Source organism: Candidatus Viridilinea mediisalina, assembly GCF_002532535.1.
GTDB classification, from domain to species: Bacteria; Chloroflexota; Chloroflexia; order Chloroflexales; family Chloroflexaceae; genus Viridilinea; species Viridilinea mediisalina.
Genome location: NZ_NQWI01000036.1, coordinates 31,489 through 43,094, shown reverse-complemented (window position 1 = coordinate 43,094; position 11,606 = coordinate 31,489). Strand labels below are relative to the sequence as shown.

At 54.4% G+C, this 11,606-nt stretch carries 9 protein-coding genes; 1 reads left to right on the top strand and 8 read right to left on the bottom strand.

The genetic code is table 11. From position 1 onward, the window contains the following. From CJ255_RS09985 to CJ255_RS09955, 7 genes are all read right to left on the bottom strand, one after another. Nucleotides 1–1,650 (bottom strand): DUF2079 domain-containing protein (locus CJ255_RS09985; protein WP_165774656.1); only part of this gene is annotated, 1,650 nt, incomplete at its 3' end. Between the two features lie 268 nt (nucleotides 1,651–1,918). After that, nucleotides 1,919–3,532: an ArnT family glycosyltransferase gene (locus CJ255_RS09980; RefSeq protein WP_097643958.1), complete on the bottom strand. Its 1,614-nt coding sequence runs from the start codon at nucleotides 3,530–3,532 to the stop codon at nucleotides 1,919–1,921. A 49-nt stretch (nucleotides 3,533–3,581) separates the two neighbouring features. Continuing rightward, the gene (locus tag CJ255_RS09975; protein WP_097643957.1) at nucleotides 3,582–4,271 is read right to left on the bottom strand and encodes a DUF4058 family protein; all 690 of its coding nucleotides are present in this window, start codon (nucleotides 4,269–4,271) and stop codon (nucleotides 3,582–3,584) included. A 54-nt stretch (nucleotides 4,272–4,325) separates the two neighbouring features. After that, complete coding sequence (locus CJ255_RS09970) at nucleotides 4,326–5,243, bottom strand: lysylphosphatidylglycerol synthase transmembrane domain-containing protein (RefSeq protein WP_097643956.1); 918 nt, start codon at nucleotides 5,241–5,243, stop codon at nucleotides 4,326–4,328. Further along, on the bottom strand, nucleotides 5,240–6,067 hold the full coding sequence (locus CJ255_RS09965) for a class I SAM-dependent methyltransferase (protein WP_165774655.1): 828 nt from the start codon (nucleotides 6,065–6,067) through the stop codon (nucleotides 5,240–5,242). Before CJ255_RS09965 ends, CJ255_RS09970 begins: the two co-directional genes overlap by 4 nt. A gap of 53 nt (nucleotides 6,068–6,120) precedes the next feature. After that, entirely contained in the window at nucleotides 6,121–7,233 is a 1,113-nt protein-coding gene (locus CJ255_RS09960; RefSeq protein WP_097643954.1) for a glycosyltransferase family 4 protein, read from the bottom strand. A 9-nt stretch (nucleotides 7,234–7,242) separates the two neighbouring features. After that, nucleotides 7,243–8,229 carry a glycosyltransferase family 2 protein gene (locus CJ255_RS09955; protein ID WP_097643953.1) on the bottom strand — a complete coding sequence of 329 codons (987 nt, stop codon included), beginning with the start codon at nucleotides 8,227–8,229 and terminating at the stop codon, nucleotides 7,243–7,245. A gap of 237 nt (nucleotides 8,230–8,466) precedes the next feature. Between CJ255_RS09955 and CJ255_RS09950 the strand changes: the two genes are divergently transcribed. Beyond that, nucleotides 8,467–8,967: a hypothetical protein gene (locus CJ255_RS09950; protein ID WP_097643961.1), complete on the top strand. Its 501-nt coding sequence runs from the start codon at nucleotides 8,467–8,469 to the stop codon at nucleotides 8,965–8,967. Nucleotides 8,968–9,079: 112 nt separating this feature from the next. Here the strand turns inward: CJ255_RS09950 and CJ255_RS09945 are convergent, their stop codons facing one another. Then, complete coding sequence (locus CJ255_RS09945; RefSeq protein WP_097643952.1) at nucleotides 9,080–11,266, bottom strand: cyclic nucleotide-binding domain-containing protein; 2,187 nt, start codon at nucleotides 11,264–11,266, stop codon at nucleotides 9,080–9,082. Between the last annotated feature and the right edge of the window lie 340 nt (nucleotides 11,267–11,606).

The following is an 11,606-nucleotide window of genomic DNA, read 5'->3' as shown; positions in this document are numbered from 1 at the left end:
GATTGCCACCCAGTCATGCTCCGGCGGCGGGCCATTCAGTTGCCAGACAAAGCGCGCCTGGAAACGACGCCCCTCGAGCGGCAGCACCTCAACCCCGCGTAGCAACGCCGGGCCAAGCGCAAGCTCAGGATCGGGCAGATCACTCATGCTGACCAACGTCACCGTTTGGGGCAATACTGCCTCGGTGGGTGCGTCACGCTCAAAGAGCAGCAGGCCATCGCGGGCGGCCACCAAGCCAAATTCGGGGTACTTGAGTGCATAAGCCAACTCCGCTTGCTCATAGTTAACGACAGTGCGCCAATCAAAGAGCGCATTGATCACAATATAGTCAACTTGGGGCAAGATGGTAGCAAAATGATCCTCATACTTGCTATCAGGGTGGATAACGATATGCACCGTATCACGATTAATGAGACGTGTTGCCAGGTTTACTGAAGCAACCACTGGCACGTCAGGCGGAACATAATGCTCAAGAAAACGGGTTGTGACACCATCTCGTGGGGTCACGCCATACGACCAATGGTGCAGACCTTGGCCAGGGATGCCTTGCCAGAAGCGTGGGTTGAGCGGTTGATCAACAAGCAGCGCACCTACCAACACTACAACGAGGGCTGTCACACCCAAATCAACTTTCCAACGCCAAGGTTGGCTGACTTCCTTAGTCTTACGGAGCCAAGCAACACCATCAATCGTCGCCATAATTAAAAAAGGCACCAACAAAGCATAGTGATGAGAAGCATAATGATAAACTGGGCCAGGACCACTACTCAACAATACAGCAGAGGTTAGAGGCATAGCAGGTAATAACCACCGCCAACCACGCCAAGCCAAGAGTAGCGTTGGCCCAAAGACGACAAGGGCATGGAGCAGACGTGGGATGAACGATTCTGTGACTAGGAATATTTCACCATAGTAGAAGCTAATATAATCCATACCTGTTTGGGTTGTAGTACTAGATGCGACTGCAAAGAGCGGACGTACACCTAAGAATACAAAAGCTCCGTAAGCTACTGCTACAACCATTGTCCATGCCCCAACGCGCCGCTGCCCGCCCCAAAGCCAGAGGTAGGCTCCGATTCCGGCGACTGGTACTGCCACATAGAACTTACAACTAAGTGCCAGCCCAATCCAGAGCGCATAGCTCCGCCATGCCTTGCGGTCGGCGGCGTCGAGCGCAAAGAGCAACAACGGCATCGCCAGCGTATCGCCATGGAAATCAAAAAGCACCGCCGTCTGCATCACCGGATAGAGGAGGTAGATCAGTGCAATGCACCGGGCTGCCATACGACTATCGAGTTGACGCAGGGCAATGCGATAGGCCGGAATCGCCCCTGCCGTCGCCAGTAGCGCCTGGCCGATAAGCAATACCTGAGGGTTGGGCCAGAGCGCCATCAAGGGCACAAACAAGAAGTAAAAGAATTCAACATGGAGGGCTAAACGACTCAGCGGCCCATGGTAGTACGTAAACACCAACGGCTCACCGCGCAGCACCGAAAGGATCGCCTGGCTCATATTGCCCAGATCGAGCATCAGGGTGTTGTAGCCCCAATAACGCGCCAGGCTGAGCAGCGTCAGCATTGTGCCAACCACGAGCATCATCAGCCAAAGCCAAAGATCGCGGGTGGAGTGGTGGGGTGGTGGTGGTTGCATAGTTTCGTGACGTGTGACAGCTTTGTCACCCTGAGCGCAGCGAAGGGTCTCTCGTCGTAACGCGAAGAGATGCTTCGCTGCGCTCAGCATGACAGGCTGATGGGATATTTGGGGAAGCGAATTTTATTGATTGCCCTGCTGCTTTGTCACCCTGAGCGCAGCGAAGGGTCTCTCGTCGTAACGCGAAGAGATGCTTCGCTGCGCTCAGCATGACAGGCTGATGGGATATTTGAAAGTCTCTGCTTCTCCTAGTTCTCACGCATCTCTATCACTCATTATTAGAAGAGAGTGTAAAGATATAGACATAATCTATACCGTATAAATGAATGGTGTGTTTTGGCAAACCTTGTGCAACCAAGCGATTATACTCTTGCCTGCCTATATCACGCTGCAATTGGTTAATATAGAATACAGCATAGCCCGCCTGTTGACTATGTGTACTAGTATCTAAAATGACATCGCTACAGACAAATGGTTCAAGTAAAAACGTAGCGATTGGCATGGTAATAGGACGATCACAACCATCTGGCTGGGCACGAATATAGGCACCTGCTTGATCAAGCCCCTCGCCCCAACCAACCAAGATAGTACGTGCGGCCACCACACCCCCACCAAGCAAAGGGTTATAGTATGCTAAATGGTAGGGATGGTAGTAAAAAAGGTTAAAAATACTGAGTATTGCGATAACACCTAATACGATCATTTTTGAATACCCGGACAACCATCTGCTCACCGCCTTAGCGCCCCAGAGCAAGCCAAAGGCGGAGAGTATGGCCAGCACGGGGAAGATCGGCAAGACGTAACGATCAAGCTTCTTAGAACCCAGAGTCATAGCCAGCATAAAAAAAGACAGATAAAGACCCAAGTAGAGTAGAACTCCACGCTGTGCTTGGCTTATGCCACCACGAACCAAAGCGATCAGCAGTAATCCAAGCCCCAGCATACTCCAAGGAGTAAGCCGTAAAGCAATCGCAACCGGATAGAAGAGTGGGCCAGGATCACCGACTGTTTGCCCCAGGAAAAAGTTGCCGATCTCATGGTCAAGGGTTCCACTTGCTGCGCCTATCGAGAATAAGTGAATTGTTGCCAATGGTTCGATCCAGATTGCAGGATAGAAGATTAACCACGTAAAAATGATCATCAAACTCCAGAGCAGCAGTGGAGCAATGGGGACACTACGCACGAATTGGGTTGCGTTTCTGCCACTCATGAACGCAATAATACCCACAATTGGCAGCAAGGCTAGCGCAGGCGATTTGGTGAGGGTAGCAAGTCCGGTCATAATCCCTGATCCGAGCAACATGCCCCAACGCGGGGGTAGATCGCGGCCTGCTGGCCCTTCATCAATCCGAAAGGCCAACAGAGCTGTGAGCAGCGTCATCATCATGAATGAAGTGAGCAAACTATCGGTCTGCATTACCCGTGCATGAGCCACGAGAAATGGCTCAGTAGCCCAAAGCAATGCACCCAAGCAAGCAACCTGCTCAGAAACTAAGCGGCGCAGCATGAAATAACCAGCAATTACTGCTAATGCTGCAACGATACCCGATGGCATGCGCATGAATGCCCTGGAAACACTGAAAGGTACACGATCCCATGCACCATGAATCGCCTCTCCCACCACCTGTCCAGTAGCGGCCAGCCACATGGTTGTCACCCCTGGATGGTAGGTTTGCCGAGTTGCTACGAGATCGCCTTCACGCAAGGCTGTCAAAAAGTTGGCAGTACGCTCAGTCCAGTGAGCAGCCTCATCAGTTGTGGTAAAACTTGTGGGTGGCAATATCCGGGGTAATAGAGCGAATAAGGTTAGTAGTAACAATAAGCTAACCGCTTTCCAAGTCGATATATAGCTCTCTTTTTTAGTGTGTAAAGATGATCCCATAAAAGATCTTGTGTTTTTTCATTTCGGCACTGTTTTGCGCCTCCGCGCTCTACCCACGCAACCCACAAGCACGCAGCCGCGCATCAACCCAAGCCGCGTGTTCTGCACTCAATTCAGGCGGTGGCGGATCGCTCTGGTAGTCGATCTGTAGATCATAACGAGCATTGCGATAAATTTGTCGAAGCGCCAGCGTAAGATCGAGCGGCACAGGCGGATCAGGCATGCGTAACGGCACCGGCACCACCGGAAGCGCTTGCTCCAGCGGCAACGCCCAAATCTCAACCGCAGGCCGCAACTCCACCCGACTCAAGAAGATAACATAGGGCTCTTCAGGCAACGGCCCCGCCAATTGGGGCCGCTGCCCCGCCCGCAATAGGTCAATTTCCAACAGATTGGCACTGCTCTTAAACAACTCCTGACGCTTCTTCTCATAACTTACGGCCCCTTCACTGCCAGACCGCTTGTTAGCCGGTGAAAGCACCTCAATGGAAGTAACCAACTCACCCGCATCAAGACTGCGAATCTCGATGCACCCATAGCGGGTTGGTAGCTCCATCATACGCGCCGACCCAAGATCAATGCGCTCAAAAGCGACATAGGGAGTAATACGGGCAATATATGTTGGCGTAATCTGCGGCTGAATCTGGGCAAAGATCTGCGTAATGATATGGTGATGCACCTCAGGCCAAAGCCCCGCTGCTTCAAGATAGGGATTCATGCCCGGGAATGGTAATTCCATTTGCCAATTCCTTCAAGTGGTATGCACTATATCCGGCTTTTCACTCGTCACTTGTCACTCATAACTCGTATGACGATCACCCCGCACGCTCAAGAGCGCAAGCCCCCCTGGCAGACTACTCAGCACCGCCGTGAGATACATCATACTCCCAGCCAGCGCCGCCACTTCTGGCGCAACTTGACTGCCCGCCAGCAAAACCACGAGGGCTGTTTCGCGCACCCCAATCCCATTGAGCGAGATGGGTACTAGGGTAACGACCACGACCGCCTGTGCGTAGATGGCACACGCCAACAGGCTCAAGGGGCTTTGCAAGGCGTACAAGGCCACCCAGAGGTGCAAGACCACGAGGCTTTGAAAGAGCCAAGCCATAGCGAGCGTCGGCAACCAGCGTCGATCTTGCAATGTAGTAGCTAATGTACCATAGCGCTGCCAACGCTGCGGCAACATGTCGTGCAACTTTGGGAGCAGCCAAACCGCCACTATCCCCCCCAATACCAGTGTTCCAAAGGCGAAACCCAAAACATCACGGTGGGGCAACTCACTTGGCCAGAGGCAAGCCCCCAAACCAATCAGCATGCCCACCCAAATACCAGTAATGCGATCAATGAACACCGAGAGCGTTGCAGTGAAGAATGAAACCCCAGTGGTCTTCAGACCACCAATGCGAACCACATCACCACCGATACTGCCGGGCAGCACATTATTGTAGAATGTACCACTCCAATAGTGCCCTAGCAGTTCCGCATAGCTCCGTTCAACTCCAAGGAGACGCAACACCCCCTGCCATTTCAGCGCACTCAGCAGGATCCCAAACAGCGGAATGACGAGGCCGAGCAAGGCCCAACCCACATCTATCTGGAAAACCTGTTGGCGTAGCGTCAGCCAATCGAAGGAGGTGAAGAGCCAAAGCATAACCACCACCGCCACACTGAGGCGCAACCAGAACCAAAAACGGCGAGGGATACGACTCATCGCTTGCGGAAGGTCAGGACAATCGGCGTAATCGCATCACAGCGCCGTAAGAGCCATGATGCTGCGTGAGCTACACCTAAGCTGCGAGCTAGATTAACGATCCGTTGTACCCGGCCCAAGGCGGCCCATGCACTAAAATTACCGCTAGTCATTCGCTTATGAAAGAGTTGCTCACCCCAGGCTAAGATCTCCACATGAGGATGCAATTCACCCATCCAGCGGCGCATCTGGCATAAGTTGACCAACTGCAACGTATCTACAAATGCTGGATCGCGTCCCGCAAGCCGTACCAACAGCTTTGCGTAGCGTTGGGAGATATAGGGTGGCCACAGCATCCCATAGTGGCCTTCCCAAAACGAGCCATAGTTGGGCACGACAATCTGGGCTATCCCCCCAGGACGCAAGACACGCATAGCTTCATGTAATACCTGACGGGGGTTTTGCACATGCTCCAATACATTGGTCGAGTAGACTAGATCAAAGAAATCACTCTGTAGGGGGATATGTTCACCAACACCTTCAATGATAAGCTGTGGTGGCAACCCACACCGCTCCATCAAACGCCGCGAAACTGCAACACTCCCACTAAAGCCCGTGCTACTCGGTTCCAAACCAAAGCTATAGGCACCATAATCCAGACGGGTAACTGCAACAAAGACGCCATAGCCACTGCCGATTTCAAGCAGCGTTTGGCCACGGATGTCCCCGGTGAAATGTTGTAAGACCTTGAGTTTCTCTACAACTTTTTGGGCACTCAACACATCTTGAGCATGTTTCTGTGCAGGCACATGATTAAGGTTCTCAAAAAACGAACCGTAATTCATCGCTATACTATCGCAAATATCCTGCAAAGCGATTTGATTAAATTTTAGACTACTCATGAGCCGATAACCTTTTCATACAACCCCAAATGCTGTTGCAAGATAGACTCCCAACCCAATTCGCCAATCCGTTCACGCCCCCGTCGCCCCAACGTTTCACGCAGCCCCACATCATTCATGAGACGATGGATTGCTGCACGCAATGCCCCAATATCATGGGGAGGGACAAGCAGCCCAGCCTCACCCACAACCTCCGGCATGCCTGAACATGCATTAGTTACTATTGCACATCCGTGATTCAATGCCTCAAGTAGTACCACTGGAAAGTTATCATGCAATGAGGGAAAAACAAATATCGCACTTGAAGCATAGAGATCCTGTAGCTTCTGACCCTTCACAAACCCTGGAAATTCCACCGTGAGCCCGAGTTGTTGTGCTTGTGCTTGCAACGCACCACCCATAGGCCCATCACCCGCAATAATCACCTCCCACCCGCGCAGATCCAACCCAGCCAGCGCCTCCAACATAAACTGCGCCCCTTTGCGTGGAAAAAGCCGACTCGCAAAGAGGATGCGCTGGCGTCGCACGACATTACTCGCTGGTGGTGGATTGAAACCATAAGGAATAGTGTAAACCTCGGCAGATGCGCTCTGTTGGAGCAGTTTACCTAAGTAGGCTGAAGGTGAAATAATGGCATCTGTTTGGTTTACAACCTGCTGCCAAAGCGGGCTGAGCAGACGATGACCAAGCTTGAAACGATCAGGATTATACCCAGGTACATCTGAACCATGAATCGTAACGATCAACGGTATCTCTCTCAGTCGTTTCACGGCTGCACCCAACACACCCGTGGGAAAGAGAAAATGGGTGTGAATGAGGTCATAATGCAGATGACGTGTAAGCAGGATTGTCCAAGGTAAAGCACTAACTAAATAGCTTGCCATTTCAAGTATACCAGCACGTACTGGTGATTGACGTATTGATGGAACGCGAAAAATGCGTAAATATCCATCTTTACGCATCTCATAGAAAGGCAGCGTTCGATAGCTCATTGTCACAACATCAACGTTATGCTTTGCACCAGCAAGCTCTTCAGCAAACGCCTGTGTAATTGGTGCTGCCCCGCCGCCAATGGGAGGGTATTCATAGTTCAACATCAGAACACGCATGATCAATTCTCACTCAATATTCAACTCCTCCCGCACCACATAGATCGGGCGCTGCCGCCCTTCGTAGTAGACGCGGGTTACCAGTTCGCCCAAGAGCCCCATGCCGAGTAGTTGTACCCCCAATACTACCAGCAGTACCGCTAAGAGCAAGAGCGGTCGGTCGGCGAGCGGGCTGCCCATGAAGAGCCGGATGTAGGCTAGATAGGCGAGTAGCGCGCCACCCAAGCCGCTAAAGAGTAGCCCCACTGCCCCAAAGACCTGCATGGGCCGCGTCGAGTAGCTCAGCAGGAAGCGTACGGTGATTAGGTCAAGCACTACCCGCGTCGTGCGCCCGATGCCGTACTTTGAGGTGCCGTATTTGCGCGCCTCATGGTTGACGGGTAGCTCGGCGACTTCTACCCCTTGCCACGAGGCAATCGCTGGGATGAAGCGGTGCAGTTCGCCGTAGAGTTCGATCTGTTTGACGACTGCGGCACGGTAGACCTTCAGTGAGCAGCCGTAGTCGTGTAGGCGCACGCCGGTTGCCCATGAGATCAGGCCGTTGGCCAACTGTGAGGGTAAGCGCCGGTTGAGGAAGGGGTCTTGTCGTTTAGCGCGCCAGCCGCTCACCACATCAAAGCCCTCTTCGGCTTTGGCCAAGAGCATGCGAATGTCACGCGGATCATTTTGCAGATCGGCATCAATTGTCACCACCCATTCGCCACGCGCCCGCGCAAAACCCGCCGCAAAGCCCGCCGTCTGCCCAAAGTTGCGCCGGAAGCGTACCACGCGCCAGCGTCCATCCTGCTGGGCAAGTTCGCGCAACAGGTGAAAACTCTGATCCCGCGAGCCATCGTCAATTGCGAGTACCTCATAGGGCTTCGCAAGCTCATCGAGTGCCTCCTGCAGCCGGGTGTAGAGGTGGGGAATACTCTCTTCCTCATTGTAGATCGGCACTACCACCGAGAGGTAGGGCGCTCCATGAGCCACCTGGGGAAGATTGGTCTGAGCGAGCATCAGCAACTCCGACTTAGAGGACGAGGAAATAGAAAAGTAGAAAATAGCGCAATCTACAATCTGCAATCTACAATCACAAGCAAGGCCACACGCCCATTGTAGCCTATGGAGCGTACCAGAGCATTTCGGCGGCTGGCCCAATGGGGTGCGCGGTTTCCGCTTGCGGCTGTGGGGGGGTTGGTGTACCATAAACGCTCGTTGCTGTTGCTCAAAGCGCAGCAAAACAAGGAATTGATAATGGCTCCTCCGCTTCTCCCTGATGATGATCCGCTGTTGATTGAGTTTGCACGGGAACTCGCCAGCGCACGGGCTACGAGTTATCCGTTGCTGCTGGCGAGCTACTGCTGTACTACGCCTAACCCGGCAGAGGCGACGGCGACGCTTGATGCGGTGGCGGCAGCAGTGGGCTACCAAGGCTTGGGTGCGGGTTGGATTGCTGTGCCTCGGCGTATTGCGGCCAAGTTGCTTACGCAGATCATTGCCAGTGAATTGGCCTACCCCACCGAGGTGCTGCCCCGTGAGCAGGCTGAGGCCCTGGCGGGGCGCTTCTTGGGGCGTTTCGCCCAGAATGCACGCTACTATACCAATGGGGCCATCAGCGGCGAGTTTGCTGTCTATGATGCCCAAGGCAATGAAGTGCTTGGCTGGCGTTCGCTCAGTAGCGCCCCTTTTGATAATGGTGTTGTTGCCCTCGATCAGCAGCGCGTGGCGCTCCTCTGGGCTGAGGATGCACCGTAGGGAGAGTGTTTGAAGAGAAACAGAGGTATTTCACCACAGAGACACAGAGAACACAGAGATGTGTGTGATACGGCAATTTTCAGCTATCGGCTATCGGCTATCGGATTTGGTATTAACCCTTCCGCCTGCGCCGATGGCCCGCTTCGATGGCCCGTAGGTGCATCAGCAGGTTGGGGTAGAGTAGGTTGAGCCGTTCAAGGGCTGGGGCCGGGAGTGCCCAGACGACGCTGGGGGCGCTGGCGCTGGCAGTGGCGCTGCGTGAGCGCCCGTAGATTGCGGCGCGCCCGCCAAAGAATTCGCCCGGCGTCTGGAGTGTCTCGATCAGGCTGCCGTCGGCATCGTTGAAGTTGATGGCTCCACTGACCAACACAAAACCTTCGTAGCCCGGTTCGCCGTAGGCAAAGAGTTGCTCGCCTGTGGCTAGGTGGCGCGGCTGGAGATCGAGGGCTAGATCGAGCAAACTGGCCCAGGGTAGCTCGCGGAGTACCGGGATGGTACTGAGCCATTCGGCTTGGGCAAAGGCGGTGGCGAGGCCGAGGCGCTCCGCAATTGGGCCAAAGGTCTCAGGGGCGAGCTTGAGTAACTCCACGTTCCCGCGTGCGACCATGGTGCTAGAGCGGACTTCGCCCATGATTGCGCCCCGTTCGCCGATGCTGCTGCCGCGCCCTAAGATGCGGACGGGGGCTCCAGCAATCCAGATCTCTACGAGACCGGAATGGACGATGTAGGTGCTGCCGTCGGAGGCTTGGCCTTCTTGCAGGATGACTGCGTTGTCGGGCCAGTGGACACTCGTGACCGCATTGGCTAGGGCGATGCGTGCTTCAACCGTGAGGCGGGCAAAGAGCGGGCATGCGGCAATTGTTTCGATGATCTCGCTAAGAGCATTGTGTGGTAGCATTGCGCCTATTCCTAAGACTACGCCGCTGCCAGCAAAGGTGATGCGATCACCTAATTCGGGACTGCCTACGGGCAGCAGGTGCTTGCTCGTGTGGGCCAAGACCAGCCGTTGGCTCTTGGCCGTGAGTGCATGCAAGAGTCGGGGGGTAATGGTGGTGTGTATGGCACCGCCACCCACATCCTGAACTAGGATGTTAGCCCCTTCAGCGAAACGAAGCAACTCCTGGCGGCGCGGGGCTTGCAGGATGCCACGTTCTTCGAGTTCGCCAAACCACTCCTCATCGTAGCGCATATCGCCTGAATAACAGACTCCGCCGACCCGCACGGCAATGGTGGGGATGGAGTGAATGGCGTAGATCGCTTCGAAGCGTCGCCCCTCCAATTCCAACGGTGTCCCCGGATCGAGCCGGTAGTAGTCGAAGAGCGCCGCGACTTCCGTGATCGGCAGGGCCAGCATAGCACCTAATACGCGCAAGAGGCTCTGGTAGATCACTTCGGAGGTCACGAGGCGCACCCGATGACCACCCATGAGGATCAGTTCAGGCAGCCCTGCGATGTGATCTTCGTGCAGGTGGGAGATGACCACTTCTGAGATGTGGCTGGGGGTAACGCCCAAGTTGCCTAAGCGTAGCAAGAGGTATGCCGCAGCATCGAAGAGGGTGGCTTGGCTCTGCACCGTGGTGCCCAGGTAGGCGAGGAAACATGTGGTAATGCCAGCCGGATCGAAGCCATCGCTCCCACCAATGAATTGTAGGGTCAACTCTTGGCGCTGCACCGGCTGCGGTGGGGCCAAAGCCAGGGGCACCGCTACTTTGCTAATCTGCGTACTCAGCCGGGCCAACTCAAGCCCATCCTCACGAAAGACAAAGCTCTCTGCTTCAAGGCTAATCTGGGTTGCTCCTAAGTCGCCACCACCCGCCTCAAGGCTCGTAATCACCACCATGTCATCAATGTTGGGCGAACGGCCCAGCGGCGGGTAGAACGAGACCGCTGAACACTCGGTGCGCACCCAAACCGATTCACCGTAGGCTGCCAGATTGCGCGGGCCAGTGGTTGTCTCTTCGAGGATCGCACGGATACGCTGGGCCTGATCTTCCGTAATCGTAATCAGCCGCACTTGGCGTCCGGCTACAAAGAAGTTGGAATAGATTAAAAATTCAACACTCGCATAGTTAATCCCCTGCCGCACAAAACCACTCGAACCCAACTCCTGGCCCGCCGGTACATCAGGCGGCAAGAGAATAATCTGGGGCGGCGTGAGCCCCAAAGCCAACAGATACTTCAACGTCTCAGGTGGACAATGCACCAGCACAGCGCCAACGCGGGTTGTCACGACAGCGGTGGTATTAGGTAACAGACGTACACAGGCGGGGGGATCATGGGGTGTAGGTAAGAGCGACATAGGGAGTATCGTCCTTTCGTAGGCGTTGGGCCAACTGTGGGGCCTATAGCCCCAATGCCCCTCGTGTACCTACATTAAACGTGCGATCTATGGTCGTTTGCGTAGGGCGTTACCATTCCACCAGACGGTAACATTGACTTGATCCAAAACGCCATTTCTGTAGTATAATAGTTTCTGAAAGCTCTGACGCAGGGTTCCTTACCGTCATGAGTTGGTTTTGTTCTCTGTGCCCCGCCCACGTTATTGCAAGTGGCGCAAGGGGCCTGCGGTGTGAGCGTGATGCCACCGCTGTTGTGTAGTGCGCTGTGTGCCCGGCGGGCTGAGGCCGTCCTGTGCATGC

Bases quoted from the DNA above. Each gene is read 5' to 3' on its own strand.
- CJ255_RS09955 (WP_097643953.1), bottom strand. From the start codon at position 8,229: ATGCTCGCTCAGACCAATCTTCCCCAGGTGGCTCATGGAGCGCCCTAC.
- CJ255_RS09950 (WP_097643961.1), top strand. From the start codon at position 8,467: ATGGCTCCTCCGCTTCTCCCTGATGATGATCCGCTGTTGATTGAGTTT.
- CJ255_RS09945 (WP_097643952.1), bottom strand. From the start codon at position 11,266: ATGTCGCTCTTACCTACACCCCATGATCCCCCCGCCTGTGTACGTCTG.
- CJ255_RS09980 (WP_097643958.1), bottom strand. From the start codon at position 3,532: ATGGGATCATCTTTACACACTAAAAAAGAGAGCTATATATCGACTTGG.
- CJ255_RS09965 (WP_165774655.1), bottom strand. From the start codon at position 6,067: ATGAATTACGGTTCGTTTTTTGAGAACCTTAATCATGTGCCTGCACAG.
- CJ255_RS09975 (WP_097643957.1), bottom strand. From the start codon at position 4,271: ATGGAATTACCATTCCCGGGCATGAATCCCTATCTTGAAGCAGCGGGG.
- CJ255_RS09970 (WP_097643956.1), bottom strand. From the start codon at position 5,243: ATGAGTCGTATCCCTCGCCGTTTTTGGTTCTGGTTGCGCCTCAGTGTG.
- CJ255_RS09960 (WP_097643954.1), bottom strand. From the start codon at position 7,233: ATGCGTGTTCTGATGTTGAACTATGAATACCCTCCCATTGGCGGCGGG.